This is a genomic window from Streptomyces sp. NPDC050509 (assembly GCF_044457965.1).
Lineage (GTDB): Bacteria > Actinomycetota > Actinomycetes > Streptomycetales > Streptomycetaceae > Streptomyces.
The window spans coordinates 117,467-140,660 of the sequence record NZ_JBITHL010000010.1 but is presented as its reverse complement, the minus strand read 5'-3'; the positions used below and the strand labels follow the sequence as shown (position 1 = coordinate 140,660).

Genomic DNA, 23,194 nt, shown 5'->3' with positions numbered 1-23,194 from the left:
ATCGGTCGGACCGCGAAGCTCTCGATCGTCAACTGCCAACAGGGCGAACGTCTGTCGTCTTACTCGGCCCTAATGTGCCGACGAGTGTTCGATGCCAAAGGTCCAATCGAGCATGCTTTGAAAGAACTCGACAACTCCCTGTTCTTCGCTGTACCAGGCGCATGCCGAGTCGTTGACGCGTTGCCACACGACGGGATACGTGTGGTCGGGTTGCTGCAGCGGGACAGCCCAGCTGACGACGTTCTGTTCCTCCTCGGCGATGAACAGATACCCGTCTGCGATCTCCAGCTCTTCCAGCGTGAAGATCGCGTTGTGGGCGTTGAGCAGTTCCTCGCAGTCCCCGAGGTGGTGGTGAAACGCGGTGAGCTCGGGCGGGAGGCTCGTACCGAGCCGATGCTCCGTCTCCGCGATCAAGGTCAGCGGCCTGCCGTCGGTCGGTGTCCACGCTCGTCCGAGGTACTGGGTGGGGAACCTCCGCAACGAGACGTCGTGGTCACCTTCACGCTTTGCTGTCACCGCCGCAGTCTATGGGGCGACCTGCCCGGCGCTTCGTACGCGCAAGCGATTGCCGAAGTCGTTCAAACCGTCCGCACCTGAGTTGTGGTCCACTGGCCTGCCCCGAAACGATCGCTCCTCGGGTGGACGGGGTAGACCGGTATCGACCGATTAAATTACGTCAGGGAGCCGATGAGTACGAAGCCCGCGCGTCCACGCAATCTGCTCAGATATCTCACGATCACATCCATCGCTATGATCGTTGTGGGGCTGTGCGGTTTCGTCGCGATCGTGGTATTCGCCATACCGAGCCACGCAAAGGTTATATCCGCCTTGAAAAGTCGCGGGGTCCAGACCCACGCGACTGTCACGAGATGTCAGCAAGCCCTCCACGACGAAAACGGTGGCGAGCTGTCAGTCACCTGCTGGGTACGCTTTACCCCGTCCGGTGGGCGTTCCGTTGAATCGCCGCTGAAATTCAAGACACGGCAGGTAAGGGACGGCTACACCATGGTCGTAGTGTACGACCCGAAGGGCACCGGCACGGTCGCCCTTCCCTCGGACCTCGGCTACTGGAATACTCTCACCAGGAATACCCTCGATCTGCTTTTGCTGGTCATCTCAGCGGCAATGGTGCCTCTGGGGATCGCAGGTCTCGTCCTGCGTAGGCTTTTCGGGAGCTTTGCGAAGCGGTACACGGAAAATTTCGACGAAATTGACCAGGCCGCCACTCTGTACCTCGGTCCGGACGCGGCCCAGGCCATGGCTCAGGCCTGGACCCGGGCCAGATCTTCCGAGAAGTGAGCATTCATCGGCTGGTTCCGCACAGCACGCGAGGTGATCGAGGAGCCCAGTTTCGGGTGAGTCGCGGATACGGCCCGCCCAGTCCTGGGCCGTGGCTATGTGTTCGTGCTGCAGGCCGGTTTACGGGTTGGGCTGGATGAGCAGGGTGGGGGCGACGGTTCGCTGAGTAGCCAGTGGCTGTTGACGTCGCGTTGGCGACGGGGTGGCCGGTCTTCAGTGGTGTTGGCTGGGCTGGATGAATCGGCTGAGGGCGGCTGCTGTCGTGATCAGGGCGGGGATGAGGGGCAACGCGGTGGTGCTTCCTTTCGCGTCGGCGAGGTGGGTGATCACTGCTGCTCCTGTTGCGCTGCCGGCCATATCGAAGGTGCTGAGCCAGGACATGGTCTCGGTGACCTGTCCGGTGGATGCCAGATCGCCTCCGGTGGCGCGGAGCGTGGCGCTGCTCGCTGGGGTCGTGCTCGGGCTGCGAGGCCGGCTACCGCCAGGCCCGCGGGTTCTTGGCGGGCCTGGCGGTAGCCGGTGGCCTGTCCCCGAAGGTCACCGGCGCCGCGGCGTTCCATCGCACCTTCTCTTCGGGCGGCTCGGGCGCCGAGGTGGTGGCGCAGCCACTGGCCCGTCTGCTGGATGGCCCGGTTCGTTTCGGGGACGCGGCCGGCGCCCAGGATGAAGGAGTGCTGGCCCTCGGGCATTTCATGGACCTCGCTGGTGACCCCGTGCTCGGCGAGGCGGCGGCCGAGGGTGATGCCGTCGTCGGCGAGGATCTCGTATGCGCCGTAGTGGACGGTGGTGGGTGGCAGGCCGGTCAGGTCGGCCCTGGCCAGGCTGATGGCCGGGTCGGCGAAGTCGACGGCGGGGTCCTGCTGCCAGGCCGCCCGGAAGCGTTCGAGTGAACTGCGGCTCAGCATGCGGTCGTTCTTCTCGTTGCCGTCCACCGCCGGGTGCGTCAGGGTGAGGTCGGTCCACGGCGAGACGCTGACGATTGCGCCCGGCAGTTCTTCGCCCTTGGCGCGCGGGCGCAGCGGCAGCATCACCGCGAGGGTGCCGCCGATGGAGTGGCCGGTGCAGCCGATGTTCTTGGGCTCGTAGCCCTGGGAGAGCAGCCGGCGGTAGGCGGTCTCGGCGTCGTCGAGCTGGGCGGGGTAGGGGTGTTCGGGCGCTGGGCGGAAGTCCACGACCAGGGAGCGGATGCCGCCCGCCTTCGCTACGCGGCCGGCCGCCTTGCGGTCGGAGTGTATCGAGGCGGCGACCGATCCGCCGAAGTGGAAGTGGAGCAGCGCCTTGTCGGGGTCGGCGCCCTCGGGGATGGCCCGGAGGGCGGGGGCGCCGCCCGCGTCGGCTCGGCGTAGGTGAGGCCTTCCGGCTCGGTCGAGGCCCGCTGGTAGGAGTCGACGATGTCGCGTACGACGGCCAGTTCCAGGCCGGGTGCCGACGACTTCGCGCTCGTCATCGCCTGGAACTCGGCGAACTCGTGTGCCTCTTGCTTACTGGCATGGTGGATCTCCCGGTGGGGGGCCCGTGTCCGCGTACGTGTGCTCAGAGGTTGATCATGTGGCCGGTGAGGCCGTGGAACGCCTCTTGCAGCGCTTCGCCGAGCGTGGGGTGGGTGTGGACGTTGCGGGCCAGTTCGGCGGCGGTCAGGTCCCACTTCTGCGCGAGGGTGAGCTCGGGGAGGAGTTCGGCGACGTCGGCGCCGATCATGTGTCCGCCGAGGAGTTCGCCGTGCGCGGCGTCGGCGACGAGCTTGACGAAGCCGCCCGGTTCGCCGAGGCCCTGAGCCTTGCCATTGGCGGTGAAGGGGAACTTCGCGACCAGCACGTCATATCCCTCGTCCCGGGCCTGCTGCTCGGTCAGTCCGAACGAGGCGACCTGCGGCCGGCTGAAGGTCGCGCGCGGCATCATCCGGTAGTCGCCCAGTGGCATGGTCTCCGCCCCGGCGATCGCTTCGGCCGCGACAACACCCTGGGCCTCGGCAACGTGGGCGAGCTGGAGCTTGGCGGTGACGTCACCGATCGCGTACAAGTGCGCCACGGTGGTGCGCATGTACGCGTCGATCGCGATGGCGCCCCGGTCGGTGAGGGAGACGCCGGTGCTCTCCAGGCCGTAGCCGGTGGTGCGGGGTGCGAAACCGACGGACATGAGCACCTTGTCCGCACGGACGGCGGTGCGCTCGCCGTTTCCGTCGGCTGCCGTACAGGTGACGGTCACGGACGTGCCGTCGTCGTTCACGGTCTCGACCCTGGTGGAGGTGAGGAGGGTTATGCCGAGCTTCTTGTACTGGCGGGCGATCTCCTTCGACACGTCGGCGTCCTCGTTCGGCAGGGCGCGGTCGAGGAATTCGATGACGGTGACCTCGACGCCGTAGTTCCGCAGGACGTAGGCGAACTCCATTCCGATCGCTCCGGCGCCGACGATGACGATGGAGCGGGGCAGTTCGCGCTCGAGGATCTGGGCCTCGAAGGTGACGACGTTCTCGCTGAGTTCCACTCCGGGCAGCAGCTTCACCGTGGAGCCGGTGGCGATGACGGCATCGTCGAAGGTGACGGTCTGCGTGCCGCCTGCGGTGAGTGCGACATCGATGGTGCGGGCGTCGGTGAAGGTGCCGTGGCCGTCGATCTCGGTGATGGCGTTCTTCTTCATGAGGAAGTGCACGCCCTTGACCCGGCCATCGGCCACCTGACGGCTGCGGTCGTGGGCGGCGCCGTAGTCGAACGTCACGTCGCCCGAGATGCCGAATTGCTTCGCCTGGTGGTGGAAGGTGTGGGCGAGTTCGGCGTTGCGCAGCAGCGCCTTGGACGGGATGCAGCCGACGTTCAGACAGACGCCTCCCCAGTACTGCTTCTCGATGACGGCGACACTCTTGCCGAGCTGGGCGGCACGGATCGCGGTGACGTAACCGCCGGGTCCCGCGCCGAGGACGACGACGTCGTAGTGCGCGCTGCTCATGAACACTCCTTCATGCGTCCGCTTCCTTCCTGGTCATCGTCCTGCCGGGCGTACCGGGGCGCCCGGCAGGACGGTTCACCGGCCAGTGGTCAGCCTTGGCTCTGCGCGAGGGTCGGGTAGTCGGTGTATCCGGCGGCGGCGCCGCCGTACAGGGTTGCCGGGTCGATCTCGTTGAGCGGGGCGCCGGTGCGCAGGCGCTCGACGACGTCCGGGTTGGCCAGGGCGAAGCGGCCCAGCGGAGCGATGTCGGCGAACCCGGCGTCGATGTCGTCGGCGATCTGCTCGCGCGTACGGCCGTAGCGGACCAGGAGCAGGGCGGTGGGCCACACTTCGCGGAAGGAGCTCAGCAGTTCGTCGTCTCCTACGTGGTGGACGTGCAGGTAGGCGAGGTTCAGCGGGGCCAGCTCGCCGACCAGGTGGCGGTACTGGGCGCGGACGGCTTCAGTGTCGCCCTCGTCTATCCCGCCGAGCGGCATGGATGGGGACAGGCGGATGCCGACCCGGTCCGCGCCGATCTCCTCGGCCACCGCGCGGGCGACCTCGACGACGAGGCGGGAGCGGTTCTCCACCGAGCCGCCGTAGGAGTCGGTGCGGTGGTTGGCGTTCGGGGAGAGGAACTGGTGCAGCAAGTAGCCGTTCGCGCCGTGGATCTCCACACCGTCGGCGCCGGCGGCGATCGCCGAGGCGGCGGCGTGCCGGAAGTCGGCGATCGTGCCCTGGATGTCCGCGAGGGTCATCGCGCGCGGTACGGGCGTCTTCTGCGGGCCGGTCGGGGTGAAGATGTCCTGCTCGGCGGAGATCGCCGAGGGGGCGACCGACTGGCGGTGGTGCGGCGTGTTGTCGGGGTGGGACATCCGCCCGACGTGCATCAGCTGGATGAACAGCGACCCGCCGCCTCCGTGCACGGCGTCGGTGACCTCGCGCCAGGCGGCGATCTGCTCGGGGGTGTGGATGCCCGGCGTGTTCGGGTAGCCCTGGCCGTCGGCGGAAGGCTGCGTGCCCTCGGTGATCAGCAGGCCGAGGGAGGCGCGCTGGCCGTAGTAGGTCGCGGCCAGCGGGCCCGGTGTGCCGTCGGCGTTCGCCCGGCTGCGGGTCAGCGGCGCCATCGCGAGGCGGTGCGGGAGCTCGATGCGGCCGAGCTTGAAGGGCTGCCAGAGGGAGGAAGACGTGGTCATGAGGGGTGCGGTCCTTTGCGTGGATCAGTGGGCGGCCGGACGTCGCCGTGGGACGATGACATGAGTCCGTATCTGAACTCCATCAGCAACGACTGTACTCATAACTGAGTGCAGTCAGGGTAAATTCCCCCGAAGCGGCCGAAGGGTGCCCCGCATGCCACGCGCTCCCCAGCCGGCCGGCCGACGCGAGCGGAACAAGCAGCTCAAGCTGGACCGCATCACCGCCGCCGCCCGCGAACTCTTCGCCGAACACGGCGTCGACGAGGTCACCACCCAGCAGATCGCCGAGGCGGCCGACATCGGCACCGGGACCCTGTTCCTCTACGTCAAGAACAAGGGCGAGCTCCTGCTGCTCGTCCAGAACGCCCTGTATGCCGAGGTCCTCGAACGCGGCCGGGCGGACGCGGAGAAGACCCCCGACGTACTGGAGGCGGTGACGGCGATCGTCCGGCCGGTCGTCGAGTGCAACCGCACACAGGTCGACAACGGGCGGGTCTACCTGCGCGAAATGGTCTTCGGCGACCCCACCGAACCCCGCCACCACGAGGCCCTGACCATCGCCGGACAGACCGAAGAGGCCATCGCCGCCGTCCTGCGCCGGGGCGAGCGGATCGGTACGGATCATGCTGCGACGCTGGCGCGCGTCGTGTCCGCGGTCATGTTCCTGACCATGGCGGCGAGCGTGAACGCCGCGGCGAGCGCTGAGGAGATCGTGCGCGACATCCGGGGGCAGGTCGCGGCCCTGCTGCCGCGCTGACGGCGGTCGCGGCTGCGCGCACCCGCCCCGGGATCGCACCGATCCCGCCCGGTCGGCGCCCCGCGGGTTCATGCGGTGCGCGCACGTCGCCCGGAGGTGGCGCTTCTGATCAGCCGGTTTCCGTCAGGGCCGCGTGCGCGGCGGCGAGGATCTGCTCGGAGAGCGGGGAGCCCTTGGTGGCCCGGGCCAGAACGAGCGCGCCGAACAGAGTGCACAGGCGGGCGATACCGTCCTCGTCACCGTCCCCGCCGGCCTCATCGGCGCCGAGGAATGCGGCGAAGCCGGCCACCCCCTCGGTGTATACGCGGCGTGCCTCAGCGCCCCCGCCCTCCCGCGCGATGTCACTGGCGAGCCCGGCGACCGGGCAGCCGTCCGCCGCGTCGTCGCGGTGCTCGACGGAGAGGTAGGTGTCGATCAGCGCCCGCTGGGCGGCGTCGCGCCGCCCGTCGTACCGCTCGATCCCGGCCGCGTGGCGCCGGGTGAGCTCGGCGAAGGCGTGGGCGGTGGCCTCGTCGACGAGCGCCCCCTTGGAGTCGAACTGCTTGTAGAAGGCACCGTGGGTCAGGCCGGACGCCTTCATGAGGTCGGCGACGCTGACCTGCGTCCCCCGTTCCCGGAGCAGCCGGGAGGCGGTGTCCACCACCCGCCTGCGGTTCTCCTCCGCCTGCGCCTGCGATACCCGGCCCATGGCCCACCTCACATTTAGATGCCGATTGGCATCTATCGTAACCGGCGTTTAGATTAGATACGTAATCTAAATCGTGGGTGGCCCGCCGTCGCCCGCCAGGACCGGAAGCAGAGGCACACATGGAACTCAAGAACGCGGTCGCAGTGGTCACCGGCGCCAACCGAGGACTCGGACGGCAGCTCGCAGCCCAGCTCGTGGAGCACGGCGCGAAGGTCTACGCGGCGGCCCGGCGTCCCGAGACGATCGACCTGCCGGGCGTCACCCCGCTGCGCCTCGACGTCACGGACCAGGAGTCGATACGAGAGGCGGCCCGCATCGCGTCCGATGCGACGCTGCTGATCAACAACGCGGGCATATCCACCGGCGCGACGCTGGTCGGGGGCGACCTGGACGAGGTGCGCCGGGAGATGGAGACCAACTTCTACGGCCCGCTGGTCGCGACCCGGGCCTTCGCCCCCGTCATCGAGGGCAACGGCGGCGGCTCCGTCCTCAACGTCCTGTCCGTCCTGTCCTGGTGGCACCCGGCCGGCGGCGGCTCCTACGCCGCTTCCAAGGCCGCCGCCTGGGCGCTGAGCAACGCGACCCGCGAGGAGCTGGCGCCTCGCGGCATCACCGTCTCGGCGCTGCACGTCGGCTACATGGACACCGACATGGCCGCCGGCGTCCCCGCCGACCAGAAGACGTCCGCCGCCGACGTCGCCGCCCAGGCATTGCTCGGCATCGCGACGGGCCTGCCCGAGATCCTCGCCGACGACACCACCCGGCAGGTCAAGCAGAGCCTCGCCGCACTGAACGCCGCCTGAGCCAGGAACACGGCTCGACGGCACGCGGGGCCCCGCGCCGGTGACGGCCCCTGGCCGTGCCCGCGCGGGGCTGCGTGAACGAAGAAAACGCCACAGACTCATTCGTACCGGAAGAAACCGGTCCGAACGGAATTCCCGGCCTCTCGCAGGGGGATACGGAACGGAGACGACGACGTAGGCCTTCCTGGTCGAGAAGTCCGGCGACGCGTCCGGCATGCGCGCCGCGGAGATCCCCGACCCCCAGGCCGGCGCCGACGATGTCCTGGTCAAGATCCACGCGGCGAGCGTCAACCCGCTGGACATGAAGATCCGCGACGGCGCTTTCAAGACGTTCATGTCGCCCGGCTGATGGCGGGGCTGGTCGGGCCTCGAAGCCGGTGAACGTGTGCTGGACCCGGTCTGTGGATCGGGAAGGCTCCTTGTCGAGGCCGCGCAATGATCTCGACGTCAGGGGACTGGGCGCGGTGTATCACTCGGGTGCGGCAGGGATATCAGTACCGAGGCGCGCCGGGTGGCGGCGATGAACCTCGTGCCCAGCCCGCTGCCCGGAGATCTCGGCGCCGGGGCCGTTGACAGTCTGCGGGGCGGATCCACAGGGCCGGCCGCTGATGTCGTACGCGCCGATCCACCTTTCAGGATGTCTGGTTGGGGACACGACGAACTCGTCGGAGACTCGCGCTGGGGCTTCGGCCAACCGCCCAAGGGCAGTGCGAACTTCGCCTGGGTCCAGCACATCCTGAGCGCACTCGCTCCGCGAGGGTGTGCTGTCGTCCTGTTGGCGCACGGCGCCGCGAGGAGCGCTCGGGGCGATGAGAAACAGATCCGGCAGCGCAGGGTGGATACGTAGAGCCGTCCGGGCTCGCGGGTAGTTCTTGAGGCCGGCCGCTACCTGGGGCGCGAACTCCTCGCCAAGGCCCGCCTCCACCCGATCGATTCAGAACCCGACGGCACCGCCCTGCCCGTCGAACTCACCGCACAGCCTCGAACGAGATCACCGAGTGGCCGTCGACACGGCTCCAGGGGACGTGACCGCACCTCGCGGCGATGCGCCCGGATCGCCTGGACGGTGTCGAGGCACTGCCGCCTCCGAGCAGCATCAGCGGCGTACCGCGCGGGGAGCGGCGCACCCGGCAGCCACTCCTCGGCGGCCTGCCGCTGCTCGGCCCTGTCCCGGACGGTTGACCGAGGGCCTGGGGAGGGCAGGATGACCGGCCGACCACCCCTGGCGCTGGACGAGTTGGAGGTCAAACCCGCCGAAGTCATCGGCCCGCCCCCCTGGCCGCCGCTACGCTGACAGCGCGTCAAGTGCACAACCACGGCAGGGCGGAAAGAAAACATGCGCGGCCTTACCGAGGCGAGCCTCAAAACGCTGGCCGGCCCCCGTTCCTACGAGCGCGGGCTCGGCTGTCTCGATGCGGTGTCCGGGGTCGAGGTCGGTGACGGCTGGGTCACCGCGAGCGTCCACGGCACCGAGCGGTACGAGGTGGAGCTGGCCCTGGACGGACCCGGCGGGCTGTCCGGCGAGTGCGACTGTCCCTTCGGCCTGGAGGGCAACTTCTGCAAGCACCTCGTCGCCCTCGGCCTGACGGTGCTTGCCCGGCGGGAGAGCCTGCCGCAGCAGCGGAAGGCGGCCCGGGGGCGGGCGCAGGACCTGGAGGCGTGGCTGTCCGCCCTGTCCAAGGACGAGCTGCTCGCTCTGGTGCGGGAACAGATCGGTGAGGACCGGCATCTGCGGCGCCGTTTGGAGCTGCGGGCTGCGAGCGCCCGGGGGGACCTCGCCGCGGTCAGGGCCCGTATCCGCGATCTGCTCGACATCAGTCCGTTCGCGCAGTACGGGTACGTCGAGTGCGCCGATGCCCGCGCCTTCGCCGACCAGGCCGGGGAGGCGGTGTCCGCGATCGGCGGGCTGGCCGGCTCGGGCCGGGCCGGTGACGCGGTCACCCTGTCGAGGGAGGCGATGCGGCTGCTGGGCGAGGCGGTGGAGAGCGTCGACGACTCCGACGGCCGGCTCGGGCAGGTGGGCGCGGACCTCGCCGACGCTCATCTCGACGCGTGCCGCGCGGCGCGCCCAGACCCGGAGGAGCTCGCGCGCTGGTTGATCGGCCATGCGTTCGGCGACCTGGACGACGGCCTCACCGACATCGATCCGCTCGACTACGAGGACGTCCTCGGTGAAAGGGGGATGGCCGTCCTGCGGAAGCTGGCGGTCCAGGCGTGGCGGGGCAACCGCCGAGGCTGGGCGGAGAAGCATCTGATGGAGCGCCTGGCGAAGGCGGGGGGCGACGTCGACGCGGTGATCGCCGTGCACGCGGCCGACCTCTCACCGAACGGTCACACGCACCTGGTCATCGCCCGCGAGCTGGACACCGCCCGGCGCCCCGACGAGGCCCTGAGCTGGGCGGAACGCGGCATCGGGAAAGCCAGGGACACCCGGGAACTCTCCACCGTCGACACCGCCCTCGTCGACTACCTCTGCGACCGCTACGTGCAGGCGGCCCGGCTTCCCGAATTCCTCGCCCTGCGCCGCGACCACTTCGGCTCCCGCCGCACTCTGCTCGTGTACCAGCAGTTGCGGGCCGCCGCCCGGGCCGCGGACTGCTGGCCCGCCGAGCGTGAGGGCGCGCTGGCTCTGCTGCGTGCCGATGCGGGGCGGCGGCAGGAAGGCCGGCACGGCTGCCCTGTCCTGGTCGACGCCCTGCTCGACGACAAGGACGTCGACGCAGCCTGGCGGGCAGCCGACGAAACCGGCGCCCACGACCGGCAGTGGCTCACCCTCGCCGACCAGGCCAGGGCCAACCGTCCCGCCGACGCCCTCGGGGTCTACCTGCGGCTGGCCGAGCCGCTGACCAAGCAGACCGGCAACGCGTTCTACGAGCAGCTGGTCAGCCTGCTGCTGAGCATCCGCGACTGCCACCGCCTCCTGGGCACACCGGACGAGTTCACCGCGTACGTAACCGCTCTGCGCACCGCCCAGAAACGCAAGCGGAACCTGATGCGGCTGATGGACGGACACGGCCTGTGAGCGTGGTACAAGCTGCCCGGGACCACGCAGCGGCCGAACCGTTACGTCACGGCTCAGTTGATCCTCGTCGACATCGCCGCGCTGAAGACGCTGCCCGACTGCCCGTAATTCGTGGGCCATTTCCTTTTCTCGCGGAAGAGCCCCGTTCATTCCTCCGTACGGATCTACGGGGCAAGGGACGGGGCTCCGGCGGATTCCGAGGGGCGTTCAGCTGATCCTGACCGGGTTGACGACGTCCGCGATCAGGACGAGGGCGGTGAAGGCGATGAAGATGCCCGCCACCACATAGGCGACCGGCATCAGTTTCGCCACGTCGAAGGGGCCCGGGTCGGGGCGGCGCAGGAGTTTGGCCAGGTTGCGGCGGAGCGATTCCCACAGGGCGCCGGCGATGTGGCCGCCGTCCAGGGGGAGCAGCGGGACCATGTTGAACAGGAACAGGGAGAGGTTGAAGCCCGCCACGAGCATGAGGAACGTGGCGACCTGCTGGGACGCGGGGATGTCCAGGGTGGCGATCTCGCCGCCCACGCGGGCCGCGCCGACCACGCCCATGGGGGACTCGGGGTCGCGTTCGCCGCCGCCGAACGCCGCGTCCCACAGGGCGGGGATCTTGGAGGGCAGGGCGAACAGCGACTCGACGCCGTTGACCATCATGTCGCCCATGCGGTCCACGGACTGGGCGAAGGTCTGCGGGACGATGCCGGAGGCGGGGGTGAAGCCGAGGAAGCCGGCGTACACGTACTCGTCCTTGACGTAGGCGCCGTCGCCGTCGGTCCTGCTGACCTGGTTCTTGATCAGGTGGGCCGTGAGGTCGACCTCCTGGCCCTTGCGGTCGACGGTGAGGGTGATGTCCTTGCCGGGGTTGTCGCGGATGTCGGCCTGGAGGGTCGACCAGTCCTTCACGGGCTGCCCGTCGAACGCGACGATCTTGTCGCCGGCCTGGAGGCCCGCCGCCTTGGCGGGGGCGGCCGGGTCGCCCTTCTCGCACGTGGAGCGTTTCTCGTCGGCCTGGATGACGCAGGCGGAGACCTTGCCGACGGTGGTGGTCTGTGTGTTGATCCCGAACGACATCATCACGGTGAGGAAGATCGCGACCGCGAGGATCAGGTTCATGAACGGGCCGGCGAACATCACGATGACGCGTTTCCACGGCTTGCGCGTGTAGAAGAGGCGCCGTTCGTCGCCGGGCTTCAGCTCTTCGAAGGCGGCCGCGCGGGCGTCGTCGATCATTCCGCCCAGTGGGGAGGTCGAGCGGGCCTCCAGACGGCCGTCGGGGCCGGGCGGGATCATGCCGATCATGCGGATGTAGCCGCCGAGGGGGATCGCCTTGAGGCCGTACTGGGTCTCCCCCCTCTTGCGCGACCAGATGGTCGGGCCGAAGCCCACCATGTACTGGGGCACCCGGATACCGAAGAGCTTGGCGGTCGACAGGTGCCCCAGCTCGTGCCAGGCGAACGAGAGCAGCAGGCCGATCACGAAGACGACCATGCCGAGGATCGTCATCAAGGTGGTCATGCGCGCGCCTCCGCGTGGGTCCGCTCGGTCGAGGTGGCCTCGGGCCCGTGTAGGTCCGGGGGCGCCGCCTGGGCCGGTGTCCGTCCGTCCGTGAACTCAGCCATCGAGTGGACATACGACTGGGGGTGCACGATCACCTCAACGCGCTCGAAGGGAATGTCGACGAGCGTCGCCCGGGCGGCCCGGAACGGGGCGGCGCGCTCCCCGGCGACAGCGACGGCGACGGGGGCGGACGCGGGGGCGGCGACGGGGGCGGACGCGGGAGGCGCCGGGCTGTTGCTCATCCCTCCATATGGTGCCGTACGACAGGCCGTGCACGACAGCGCCTTCGTCCTTCGGGACAGTCGTACGGTCAGAGGCGTACCGGCAGTTCGGCCAGCCTGCGCATGCCCGGGTGCGGCTGCTGCCAGGTGAACTGCGACTCGTCGACCGCGAGCGTCAGCCCGGGGTACTTCCGCAGCAGCGCGCCGAAGGCGATCTCGCCCTCCTCCTTGGCCAGTCCGGCGCCGAGGCAGTAGTGCGGGCCGTGGCTGAAGCCGACATGCTGCTCGCCGCGGAACTCGTACGTGCGCGTGATGTCGAGCCGGTCCGCGTCGGGGAACCGCCGTGGGTCGCGGTTGGCGCCGATGAGGATCGCCATGACCCGCTCGCCCGCGGCGATCGGCACCCCGCCGAGGTCGAGGTCGACGGTGGCGTGCCGGGGCCGGGTCAGCATGACGGGGGTGCACCAGCGCATCAGCTCGTGGATCGCCTTCGGCAGCAGCGAGAGGTCCGACCGCAGCAGGGCGAGCTGGTCGGGGTGGGTGAGCAGGGCGGCCGTTCCCGTGCCGATCAGGTACGACGTCGTCTCGTGCCCGGCGACGCCGAGGTCGAGCAGCAGCATCACCAGCTCGGTGTCGCTGAGCCGGTCGCCGTCCTCGTCCTGGACACGGATCAGCGCGTCGATGAGGTCGTCGGCCGGTTCGGCCCGCCGCCGCGCGATGAGGTCCCGTATCTGCGTCACCATGGCGCGCATCGCCTCGGGGAGCGTCATCGCGCCGGGCCTGACGTGCCACATCGCGGCGTGGCTCCATTCGAGCCAGAGCGGACGGTCCTCCTCCGGTACGCCGATCAGATCGCAGATCACGGTCAGCGGCAGTGGATGCGCGAAGTGCTCGATGAGGTCGACCACGCCGTTCTCGGCGTGGCCGGGGAGCGCGTCGAGGAGTTCCTGGGTGACCTTCTCCATCCGGGGCCGCAGCTCCGCGATGCGCCGCGCGGTGAACGCCCGCGACGCCAGCTTGCGCAGCCGGGGATGGCCCGGCGCGTCCAGCTCCGCCATGCTCGCGGCGAGGTAGGGGCGGGCGATCTCCTCGTCGATGCCGATCGCGACCATGCCCTCGGCCCGGCGGTCGGGGACGGCGCCGCCGGGCACCGACGCCGGGTTCACCACGAACCGCGGGTCGTCGAGGATCGTGCGGACCTCGGCGTCCCGGAGGAACATCCAGCACGGCTCGCCGTCGATGAAGGTCCCCCGCACCGCGGGGCCCGCCTCGCGGAGCCGGGCCGTCGTGGTGTACGGATCGGCCTGGAATTCCGGTCCCATCAAGGAGAAGGCGGGTTCCGGGGTGGTGGTCATGGTGTTCTCCGTTTTCCGTTCCCTGGTGGGGTTCACGGTGGGGGTCCCGTTGTGGGTCCCGTCGGGGGTCCCGGTGGGGTTCACGTCTCTTGGCGTACGTGCCGGCTCAGCCGCAGCGGGACCGCGTCCGGCCGCAGCGAGGCCTTGACCGCCGGCCGTACGACCACGCCGGGCTCCGGGCGCAGCCGCCAGGTGCCGAGGATGCGGGCGAGCGCGATGGCCGACTCGGTGTGCGCGAACTCGTCGCCGATGCACTTGCGGCTGCCGCCGCCGAACGGCACGTATCCGCCCTTGGGCAGATGGTCGGCGGCGCCGGGCAGCCAGCGGTCCGGCCGGAACACGTGCGGCTCGGGGTAGAGATCGGGCCGGTGGTGGATGACGTACGGGCTGTAGAACAGGTTCGAGCCCTCGGGAAGGCGCGTGTCCAGCAGCTTGGACTGGGTGCGCAGCCGCCGGTGGAAGATCCACACCGGCGGGTACATGCGCAGGGTCTCGGTGAGCACGCGGCGGGTCAGCTTGAGCTTGCCGACATCGGCGAGGCCGACCCCTTCGTCGGGCAGTTCCCCGGCCTCCTCGCGGATACGGTCCTGGAGGTCCTCGTCGAGCGAGACCAGGTGGAGCGCCCAGGCCAGCAGGCTGGCCGTGGTCTCGGTGCCGGCCATGAAGACCGTCAGCACCTGGGCGTGCACCTCCTCGTCGGTGAGCGCGTCGCCGTGTTCGTCGGTGCTCTCCAGCAGCATGGAGAGCATGTCGCCGTGGTCCCGGCCGCTGCGGCGGTAGTCGGCGATCAGATCGGTGACGGTCCGGTTCATCCGGGCGATCGAGGCGTCGAACCGCCGGCCCGTGGCCGTGGGCACCCAGCCGAGCCCGGACATCCGCGCGAACAGCTTGTGGCGGGCGCCGTCCATGATGTTCGTGAGGTCCTCGCGCACCTGCCCGACGGTGTGCTCGCCCAGCGCCGAACTGAACATCGTGCGCGCGGTGACCCGCATCGCCAGCCGCTGCATCTCACCGACGCCGTCGAGGATCCGCTCGGCAGGCCAGGAGTCCGACACCGCGCGGATCTCGGTGTCCATCAGCGTGGCGTACTGGTTGAGGCGCTCGTGGTGGAAGACCGGCTGGACGAGCCTGCGCTGCCGTTTGTGCGGTTCGTGCGGGGCAACCACCAGGCCGTCCTGGACGATGAGCCGGGTGGCCTCGTCGAAGGTGCCGCCCTTGTCGAAGGTGCGTCCGTCCTGGAGGACATGGTGGGTCAACTCGGGGTCGCACAGCATCCACACGCGGACCGTGCCCAATTGTAAACGGACGAGGTCGCCGTGTTTCGGCAGGCTTTCCAGAAATCCCAGTGGATCACGCCACAGCCGGATGATGTGCCCGAGGCCGCCCCAGGATCCCGGAATGGCATTGAGTGTGTAATTTCGGTCTTTCCCGCGCACGACCGGCCTCCGATCAGGGATATGACACGGCCGAGAGTGTAGCGAAAGCCCGACGGATCGGTCGAGGTCCGGAAAACACTTCGTTGCCTTGACTTCGCCCTTCCTGACGGTCATCCGGCGGTCATCCGACGGTCAAGGGTGCGGATACGGTTTCAAGCCAAGATCATAAACTTTGGCGTTCTCGGAGTGGTTGTCGTGACCTGCGTCCTGTGCCTATCGTCGGGGGCTGTGGTGCGGCAGGGGCTTACGGGGGTGGGAAAAATCGATGTACAGCAAGCGTTTACCTGTCCAGCGGCAGGGTAATGTGACGCGGGGAGAAGAGCCCGCCATTCCTGCGCGCGGCGACGTATTGACGCCGGCGTCGGCGAATGCGCACGACCATGATCCCATCGCCCTTGTAGGAATTTCCTGCCGCTTTCCCGGAGCACCGGGGCCCGCGGAATTATGGCGATTGCTCAGCGAGGGTACGGACGCGGTTCAACCGGCTCCGCCGGAAAGGCTCTCCGAGAGTTCACTCGCCGGTTCCGGACTGACCGCGGCGCAGACGAACGCCGTACGCCACGGCGCCTTTCTCGACCGGATCGACGAGTTCGACGCGGGATTCTTCTCCATCTCCCCGCGCGAGGCCGCGGCGATGGACCCGCAGCAGCGGCTCGCGCTGGAGCTGGGCTGGGAGGCGCTGGAGGACGCGGGACTCGGCGCCGCCGCGCGCGGCGGGACCACCGGGGTGTTCGTCGGCGCGGCCTCCGGCGACTACGCCGTCCTGCTCGACCGGCTCGGCGCCGCGGCCAGGACCGCGTACACCTTCACCGGCACCCAGCGCGGCGCGATCGCGAACCGGCTCTCCTACTTCCTCGGCCTGACCGGGCCGAGTTACACCGTGGACGCGGGCCAGTCGTCCTCGCTGGTCGCCGTGCACCTGGCCGCCGAGAGCCTTCGGCGCGGCGAATGCGCACTGGCGCTCGCCGGCGGCGTCCAGTTGAACCTCCTGCCCGAGAACGCCTTCGCCGCCGCCCGGTTCGGCGCGCTGTCCCCCACCGGCCGCTGCCGTACCTTCGACGCCGCCGCCGACGGCTTCGTACGCGGTGAGGGCGGCGGGCTGGTGCTGCTCAAGCCGCTGTCGCGGGCGCTCGCCGACGGCGATCCAGTGTACTGCGTGCTGCGCGGGAGCGCCGTCAACAACGACGGCGGCGGCGACGCCTTCGCCGTACCGGACGGCGCCGCACAGCGCGAGGTCCTGCGGCTCGCGTACGAGCGGGCCGGGCTGACGCCGGACCGTGCGGGATACGTGGAACTGCACGGCACCGGGACGAAGGTCGGCGACCGGATCGAGGCGGCGGCGCTCGGCGCGGCGCTCGGCCGCCCGGGGACCCCGCTGCGGGTCGGCTCGGTCAAGACCAACATCGGGCACCTGGAGGCCGCGGCCGGGATCGCCGGGCTGCTGAAGACCGCGCTCTGCCTGAAGAACCGGCGGCTGGTGCCCAGCCTCCACTTCACCGCCCCGCCCCCGGACATCCCCCTCGACGCACTGAACCTGCGGGTCTGCACCGAGACGGCCGCGTGGGACGCGCCCGACGGCGAACGCGTCGCCGGCGTCAGCTCCTTCGGCGTCGGCGGTACGAACTGCCACGTCGTCCTGACGGACGAGGCCCGCACCCCGGAGCCGCACCCCACCCCGCGCGCACCCGCGGGCCCCGTGGCCTGGGTGGTGTCGGCCGCCTCCGCCCAGGCACTGCGGGCACAGGCGGGGCGGCTGGGCGAGGCCGTGGCCCAGGAGGATGTGACCCAGGAGGCCGCGCGCCACGAGGCCGTGGCCCAGGAGTCGGTGGCCCACGATCCGCGCGATGTCGCGTTCTCGCTGGCCAACGCCCGCACCCCGCTGCCCGTACGCGCGGTGCTGATCGCCGAGGACCTGGCCGGGTTCTCCGACGCGCTCGCCGCCGTGGAGAAGGGACAGCCCCACCCCTCCGTGGTCACCGGCGTGGCGGGCGACCCCGGACGGACGGCGTTCGTCTTCCCCGGCCAGGGTGCGCAGTGGGCCGGGATGGCCGCCGAACTGCTCGCCACCTCACCGGTGTTCGCCGAGCGGATCGAGCGCTGCGCCGCCGCGCTGGAACCGTACGTGGACTTCTCGCTCACCGAGGTGCTGCGGGACGGCGGGGCCGCGCTCGACCGGGTGGAGGTCGTTCAGCCCGCGCTGTGGGCCATGATGATCGGACTGGCCGCGCAGTGGCGCGCGTTCGGCGTGCGCCCCGAGGCCGTCGTCGGCCATTCGCAGGGCGAGATCGCCGCCGCGCACCTCGCGGGCGCGCTGTCGCTGGAGGACTCCGCGAAGATCGTGGCGCTCCGGGCGCGGGCGCTGGCCGCGATCGACGGCACCGGCGCGATGGCCGGGGTCGACCTGCCCGCCGCCGAGGTGTGCGCCACCGTGGACGGCTCCGTCACGGTCGCGGCGGAGAACGGGCCCTCCTCGACCGTGATCGCCGGACCGCCCGACCAGGTGCGCCGGTTCGTCGACGCGTGCGCCGAACGCGGGGTGCGGGCGCGGCTGATCCCGGTCGGGTACGCCTCGCACACCGAGGCCGTCGACGCCCTGCGCGAGCGGCTGCTCGGCGAACTGGCCGGGGTGCGGGCGAGGCCGTCCGAGATCCCGTTCTACTCCACCGTCACCGGCACCGTGCTCGACACCGCGGGGCTGGACGCGGCGTACTGGTTCCGCAATCTCCGGCAGCCGGTGCTGCTGCGCCCGGCGACCGAACTGCTGGCGGCCCACGGGTTCCGGACGTACGTGGAGGTCAGCGCGCACCCGGTGCTGACGATGCCGGTGCAGCAGACCCTCGCGGCCGGTCCGCCGGTCGCCGTCACCGGCACGCTGCGGCGCGGGGACGGCGGGCGGCGGCGGCTGCTGACGTCGCTGGCCGAACTGTACGTACGCGGCGTGGATGTGGACTGGTCACCGGACCGGGACCTGGCGGACCGGGACCGGGGCGACGCCCGCCGGGTCCCGCTGCCGCGCTACGCCTTCCAGCGACGCCGGCACTGGCTCGGGGCGGGGGAGGCACCCACCCCGGGGCCGGATCCGGTAGGCGCTCCGGGCACGCACGCTTCGGGCACGGACGTTCCGGTTACGGAGGAACCGTCGCCCATGGACGCGCTGGGGCTGGTCCGTGCCACCGCCGCCGCCGTGCTCGGCCATCCCGACGCGGCGGCCGTCGACCCGGCGGCGACCTTCAAGGCGCTCGGCTTCGACTCCGTCTCGGTCGCCGACCTCGCCGCCCGGCTGAGCGGGGCGCTCGGCCGTACGCTCTCGCCCGCGGCCGTGTTCGACCACCCGACGCCGGAACTCCTCGCCGGATCGCTGGGCGCACCGACCCGAGTCGAGGCCGCGCGCGCCCGGCCCGTCGACGGCGAGGCCGTCGCGATCGTCGGGATGGCCTGCCGCCTGCCGGGCGGGGCCGATTCGCCGGACGCGCTGTGGGACCTGGTGCGGCAGGGGCGGGATGTCATCGGCCCGTTCCCGGAGGACCGCGGGTGGGACCTCGGCGTCCTGTACGACCCCGATCCCGACCGGCCCGGCAGCAGTCACACCCGGTCCGGCGGGTTCCTCGACGACATCGCCGGGTTCGACCCCGAGTTCTTCTCCATCGCGCCGCGCGAGGCGCTGGCGATGGACCCGCAGCAGCGGGTCGTCCTGGAGACCGCGTGGGAGGCCCTGGAACACGCGGGTGTCGATCCGCGGGCGCTGCGGGGCGCGCCGGTCGGGGTGTTCGTCGGGGCCGGGGCGGGGGACTACGGGCCCCGGCTGCACGAGGGCGGCCAGGACGACTCCGGGTATCTGCTGACCGGCACCGTGCCCAGCGTCGTGTCCGGCCGGGTCGCCTACACCCTCGGGCTGGAGGGGCCCGCGCTCACCGTCGACACGGCCTGCTCCTCGTCGCTGGTGGCGATCCATCTGGCCGTACGCGCGCTGCGGAGCGGGGAGTGCGACCTCGCGCTGGCCGGCGGGGTGACGCTGATGCCCAGGCCGGGGATCTTCGTCGAGTTCAGCAGGCAGCGCGGGCTCGCCCCGGACGGCCGGTCGAAGGCGTACGCGGCGGCGGCCGACGGCACGAGCTGGGCCGAGGGCGCCGGGGTACTGCTGGTCGAACGGCTGTCGGACGCGCGCAGGAACGGGCACCGGGTGCTGGCGGTGATCCGCGGCTCGGCGGTCAACTCCGACGGCGCGAGCAACGGCATCACCGCGCCCAACGGGCTCGCCCAGCAGCGCGTGATCACCAGCGCGCTGGCCGACGCCGGGCTCACCGCCGCCGAGATCGACGCGGTGGAGGGCCACGGCACCGGGACCGCGCTCGGCGACCCCGTCGAGGCACGGGCGCTGCTGGCCACCTACGGGCGCGCGCACAGCGGCGAGGAGCCGGTGTGGCTCGGGTCGCTGAAGTCCAACCTCGGCCACACGCAGGCGGCGGCCGGGGCGGCCGGGGTGATCAAGATGGTCCAGGCGCTGCGGCACCGGCGGCTCCCGGCGAGCCTGCACATCGACGCCCCGTCGTCGCACGTGGACTGGGCGGCCGGCGGGCTCCGGCTGCTGACCGAGGGACGGGAGTGGCCCGGCGGACGTCCGCGCCGCGCCGCGGTGTCGTCGTTCGGGATCAGCGGGACCAACGCGCATCTGATCCTCGAAGAGGGCGACGGCCAGGAGCGGAGGGAGAGCGCCGGTCCCGGCCCCGTGCCCTGGCTGCTCTCGGCCGCGACTCCGGAGGCCCTGCGGGCCCAGGCGAAGAGGCTGCGCGCGTTCGCCGCGGAGGGCGCTGCGGAGGAGGGCGGTAAGGAGGAGGGCGCTACGGCAGACGGTGGTACGGCAGAGGACGGTACGGAGGAGGGCGGTACGGCAGACGGTGGCACGGCAGAGGGACGTACGGACGAGGGCAGGAGCGGTACGGACGAGGGGGCCGACGGCGGGAACCGGGCCGCGGGCATCGCCGACATCGGCCTGTCGCTGGCGACCACCCGGGCCCGGCTCGCCTGCCGGGCCGTGGTCACCGGCGCGGACCGCGGCGCCCTGCTCGCCGGGCTCGCCGCGGTGGAGTCCGGCGAGGAACCGCCCCGGCGGCGCCCGGACGGCGGGCTCGCCTTCCTCTTCACCGGCCAGGGCGCCCAGTACCTGGGCATGGGCCGCGAACTCGCCGCGTGCTCCCCGGTGTTCGCATCGGCCCTCGACGAGGTGTGCGCGCATCTGGACGGGCTGCTGCCGAAGCCGGTGCGCGAGGTCGTCCTCGGTACCGACGCCGCGCTGCTCGACCGTACGGAGTTCGCCCAGCCCGCGTTGTTCGCGCTGGAGACGGCGCTGTTCCGGCTGCTCGAACAGTACGGCGCGCGGCCCGACGCGCTGGCCGGGCACTCGGTCGGCGAGATCACCGCGGCGCATGTCGCCGGGGTGCTCTCCCTGCCGGACGCGTGCGCGCTGGTCGCGGCGCGCGGGCGGCTGATGCAGGCGGCCGGGACCGGCGGGCGGATGGCCGCCGTCCGGGCGGGCGAGGACGAGGTGCTGGCCGTGATCGCCGCGCTGGCCCCGGACGGGGCGTGCCTGGCGGCGGTGAACGGACCCGGGTCGGTGGTCGTCTCCGGCGACCCGGCCGCGATCGGCCTGCTGGGCGAGTACTTCGCCGCGCGGGGCCGGGACGTCAAGCGGCTCCGGGTCAGCCACGCCTTCCACTCGCACCACATGGACCGGGCACGGGAGGGCCTTCTGGACGTCCTCGGAGAGCTGTCCTTCCATGAGCCCGAGATTCCGGTCGTGTCCACGGTGACCGGCCGGTCGGCGACGCCCGGGCAGCTCTCCTCGCCGGAGTACTGGGCCGACCAGCTCCGTCTGCCGGTGCGGTTCGCCGACGCGGTCGCCACGCTCGGAGGGCGGGGCGTCGGGACGTTCCTCGAAATCGGCCCGGACGCGACGCTGACCTCGATGCTGCCTGACGTGGCGTGCGCGCCGGTGCTGCGGCGCGGGGGCACCGACGTGACCGAGGCGCTCGGGCATCTGCTGCTCGGCGGCGCCTCCCTCGATCCGGCGACGGTGTTCCCCGGCGGGCACCGGGTGGAGCTGCCCACGTACCCCTTCCAGCGCCGCCGGTTCTGGCGGGACGGCCCGGCGCGTACGGGGGGATCGCTGTTCCGGCTGGACTGGACCGAGGTGCCCGCGGCGGCGGAACCCGACGAAGCCGTCTCGGTGGTACGGGTCGGGGGCGGCGGGTCCGCTGAGTCCGGCGGGTCCGGCGGGTCCGGCGAGTTCGGCGAGTCCGGTGGGTCCGGCGGGTCCGGCGGGTCCGGCGGGGACGGGGTGGTGGAGGGCGCGTACGCGCAGCTCCACCGGGCGCTGGAGCTGGTACGGGCACGGGTGGCCGGTGACGAGCCGGGCAGGCTCGTCGTCCTCACCCGGGGCGCGGTCGCCGTCGCTGACGAGGACGTCGACCCGGCGCAGGCACCGGTGTGGGGCCTGCTGCGGTCGGCCCAGGCGGAGTTCCCCGGCCGGTTCGTCCTGGCCGACCTCGACGCGGACGCGGACGCGGACGCGGAGGCGGATATCGGCCTCGGGTCCGGTCCTGAGGCGACACCCGGGGCGCTGGGGCGCGCGCTGGCCACCGGCGAACCCCAACTCGCCCTGCGCGGCGGCCGGATCCTCGTGCCCCGGCTGGCGCGGGCCGCCACCGGGCCGAGCCGCCCGCCGTCGTTCGGCACCGGCACCGTACTGATCACCGGCGGTACCGGCGCGCTCGGTTCGCTGCTGGCCCGCCACCTCGTCACCGCGCACGGCGTACGGCATCTGCTGCTCACCGGCAGGAGCGGCGCCGCGGCCTCGGGTGCCACCGCGCTCCGCGACGAACTCGCCGCGCTCGGCGCCGAGGTCCGCGTCGAGGCGTGCGATGTCGCGGACCGCGCCGGGCTCGCTGCGGTGCTCGACCGCGTCCCGTCCGACCGGCCGCTGAGCGCGGTCGTCCACGCGGCGGGCGTCCTGGACAACGCGCTGGTACCGGATCTGACGTCCGATCGGCTCGGTCCGGTGCTCGACCCGAAGGTCCGCGGCGCCTGGCATCTCCACGAACTCACCGCGGGGCTCGACCTCGCCGCGTTCGTGCTGTTCTCCTCGACCGCCGGGCTGCTGGGCCACGAGGGCATGGCGAACTACGCGGCGGCCAACGCGTTCCTGGACGCGCTGGCCCGCCACCGGCACGCCCGTGGCCTGCCGGCGACGGCGCTGGCCTGGGGGCTCTGGGCGACCGGGAGCGCGCTGACCGGGCATCTGGCCGACACGGATCTGGAGCGGCTGGGCCGGTGGGGGATCAGCCCGCTGTCCCCGGGCCGCGCGCTCACGCTGTTCGACACGGCGGTGGCCTCGGGCGAGGCGTGCCTGGCGCCGGTCGCGCTCGACCCGGCCCGGCTGCGCGCGGGGACCTGGCTGCCCGCACCGCTGCGCGGTCTCACGGCGGAGCCCTCCGGGGGCACCGGTGAGCCGGCGCCCGGGGGCACCGGTGAGCCGGCGGCGGGCCCCGGTCCGGCCGACGGCCTGCGGTCCCTGCCCGCCGGGGAGCTCGAACGGGAACTGACGAAGCTGGTGCGCGTACACACCGCCGCCGTGCTGGGCCGGGACGACCCCGCCCGTATCCCGCTGGACACGGCCTTCAAGGACCTCGGGTTCGGTTCGCTGGCCGCCGTACACCTGCGCGGCAGGCTGACCGCCGCGACCGGACTGCCCGTACCCGCCACGCTCGTGTACGACCATCCGTCCCCCGCCGCGGTGGTGCGGTGCCTCCGGAAGCTGATCGCGCCGGCGGACGAGACCGGGGCCGGGGACGGGACCGGGAACGAAGAGGACCTGATCGACGGGATGGACGCCATGAGCCTGGTGCGCATGGCGCTGGACGCCGGACTTTCCGACTGAGGAGCTGC

The 23,194-nt window shown here is 71.4% G+C and carries 16 protein-coding genes and 2 pseudogenes; 9 read left to right on the top strand and 9 right to left on the bottom strand.

All coding sequences use genetic code 11. The annotated features are described in order from the left end of the window. Nucleotides 1-69: 69 nt before the first annotated feature. Nucleotides 70-516 (bottom strand): hypothetical protein, encoded by a 447-nt coding sequence (locus tag ACIBJC_RS27845; RefSeq protein ID WP_399297006.1) that lies wholly within the window; start codon nt 514-516, stop codon nt 70-72. A 171-nt stretch (nt 517-687) separates the two neighbouring features. Here ACIBJC_RS27845 and ACIBJC_RS27840 point away from each other — a divergent pair, with 171 nt between their 5' ends. Beyond that, nucleotides 688-1,299 (top strand): DUF3592 domain-containing protein, encoded by a 612-nt coding sequence (locus tag ACIBJC_RS27840; protein ID WP_399297004.1) that lies wholly within the window; start codon nt 688-690, stop codon nt 1,297-1,299. Nucleotides 1,300-1,625: 326 nt separating this feature from the next. Here ACIBJC_RS27840 and ACIBJC_RS27835 read toward each other — a convergent pair whose 3' ends face one another. The 3 genes from ACIBJC_RS27835 to ACIBJC_RS27825 all read right to left on the bottom strand — a co-directional run bounded on the left by ACIBJC_RS27835 (nt 1,626) and on the right by ACIBJC_RS27825 (nt 5,417). Then, entirely contained in the window at nt 1,626-2,573 is a 948-nt protein-coding gene (locus ACIBJC_RS27835; protein ID WP_399297335.1) for an alpha/beta hydrolase, read from the bottom strand. A gap of 259 nt (nt 2,574-2,832) precedes the next feature. Continuing rightward, nucleotides 2,833-4,242, bottom strand: a complete 1,410-nt coding sequence (gene lpdA / locus ACIBJC_RS27830; protein WP_399297002.1) for a dihydrolipoyl dehydrogenase — start codon at nt 4,240-4,242, stop codon at nt 2,833-2,835. A gap of 89 nt (nt 4,243-4,331) precedes the next feature. Then, nucleotides 4,332-5,417 carry an alkene reductase gene (locus ACIBJC_RS27825; RefSeq protein WP_399297000.1) on the bottom strand — a complete coding sequence of 362 codons (1,086 nt, stop codon included), beginning with the start codon at nt 5,415-5,417 and terminating at the stop codon, nt 4,332-4,334. A gap of 154 nt (nt 5,418-5,571) precedes the next feature. Here ACIBJC_RS27825 and ACIBJC_RS27820 point away from each other — a divergent pair, with 154 nt between their 5' ends. Beyond that, the gene (locus tag ACIBJC_RS27820; protein ID WP_399296998.1) at nt 5,572-6,174 is read left to right on the top strand and encodes a TetR/AcrR family transcriptional regulator; all 603 of its coding nucleotides are present in this window, start codon (nt 5,572-5,574) and stop codon (nt 6,172-6,174) included. Nucleotides 6,175-6,283: 109 nt separating this feature from the next. Here ACIBJC_RS27820 and ACIBJC_RS27815 read toward each other — a convergent pair whose 3' ends face one another. After that, nucleotides 6,284-6,862 carry a TetR/AcrR family transcriptional regulator gene (locus tag ACIBJC_RS27815; RefSeq protein ID WP_399296996.1) on the bottom strand — a complete coding sequence of 193 codons (579 nt, stop codon included), beginning with the start codon at nt 6,860-6,862 and terminating at the stop codon, nt 6,284-6,286. Between the two features lie 119 nt (nt 6,863-6,981). Here ACIBJC_RS27815 and ACIBJC_RS27810 point away from each other — a divergent pair, with 119 nt between their 5' ends. The 6 genes and pseudogenes from ACIBJC_RS27810 (at nt 6,982) to ACIBJC_RS27785 (ending at nt 10,687) form a co-directional block, all read left to right on the top strand. Then, the gene (locus tag ACIBJC_RS27810) at nt 6,982-7,665 is read left to right on the top strand and encodes an SDR family oxidoreductase (RefSeq protein WP_399296994.1); all 684 of its coding nucleotides are present in this window, start codon (nt 6,982-6,984) and stop codon (nt 7,663-7,665) included. A 214-nt stretch (nt 7,666-7,879) separates the two neighbouring features. Next, nucleotides 7,880-8,014, top strand: a complete 135-nt coding sequence (locus ACIBJC_RS27805; protein WP_399296992.1) for a hypothetical protein — start codon at nt 7,880-7,882, stop codon at nt 8,012-8,014. A 21-nt stretch (nt 8,015-8,035) separates the two neighbouring features. Next, nucleotides 8,036-8,104: pseudogene (locus ACIBJC_RS27800) on the top strand (hypothetical protein); the annotation flags it as partial. A 51-nt stretch (nt 8,105-8,155) separates the two neighbouring features. Continuing rightward, nucleotides 8,156-8,512, top strand: a complete 357-nt coding sequence (locus tag ACIBJC_RS27795) for an N-6 DNA methylase (protein ID WP_399297333.1) — start codon at nt 8,156-8,158, stop codon at nt 8,510-8,512. A gap of 197 nt (nt 8,513-8,709) precedes the next feature. Beyond that, nucleotides 8,710-8,847 (top strand): hypothetical protein, encoded by a 138-nt coding sequence (locus tag ACIBJC_RS27790; protein WP_399296990.1) that lies wholly within the window; start codon nt 8,710-8,712, stop codon nt 8,845-8,847. 154 nt (nt 8,848-9,001) lie between these two features. After that, nucleotides 9,002-10,687 (top strand): SWIM zinc finger domain-containing protein, encoded by a 1,686-nt coding sequence (locus ACIBJC_RS27785; RefSeq protein WP_399296988.1) that lies wholly within the window; start codon nt 9,002-9,004, stop codon nt 10,685-10,687. A gap of 207 nt (nt 10,688-10,894) precedes the next feature. Here ACIBJC_RS27785 and ACIBJC_RS27780 read toward each other — a convergent pair whose 3' ends face one another. The 4 genes and pseudogenes from ACIBJC_RS27780 to ACIBJC_RS27765 form a co-directional block, all read right to left on the bottom strand. Further along, entirely contained in the window at nt 10,895-12,199 is a 1,305-nt protein-coding gene (locus ACIBJC_RS27780) for a M50 family metallopeptidase (protein WP_399296986.1), read from the bottom strand. A gap of 35 nt (nt 12,200-12,234) precedes the next feature. After that, a pseudogene (locus ACIBJC_RS27775) lies at nt 12,235-12,366 on the bottom strand (1-deoxy-D-xylulose-5-phosphate reductoisomerase); the annotation flags it as partial. Between the two features lie 185 nt (nt 12,367-12,551). Continuing rightward, a complete protein-coding gene (locus ACIBJC_RS27770; RefSeq protein WP_399296984.1) occupies nt 12,552-13,817 on the bottom strand; it encodes a cytochrome P450 in 1,266 nt (421 codons plus the stop codon). Nucleotides 13,818-13,897: 80 nt separating this feature from the next. Further along, nucleotides 13,898-15,367, bottom strand: coding sequence for a cytochrome P450 (locus ACIBJC_RS27765; protein ID WP_399296982.1), 1,470 nt, complete (start codon nt 15,365-15,367; stop codon nt 13,898-13,900). A 235-nt stretch (nt 15,368-15,602) separates the two neighbouring features. Between ACIBJC_RS27765 and ACIBJC_RS27760 the strand changes: the two genes are divergently transcribed. Next, complete coding sequence (locus tag ACIBJC_RS27760; RefSeq protein WP_399297331.1) at nt 15,603-23,186, top strand: type I polyketide synthase; 7,584 nt, start codon at nt 15,603-15,605, stop codon at nt 23,184-23,186. The last annotated feature ends 8 nt before the right edge of the window (nt 23,187-23,194 follow it).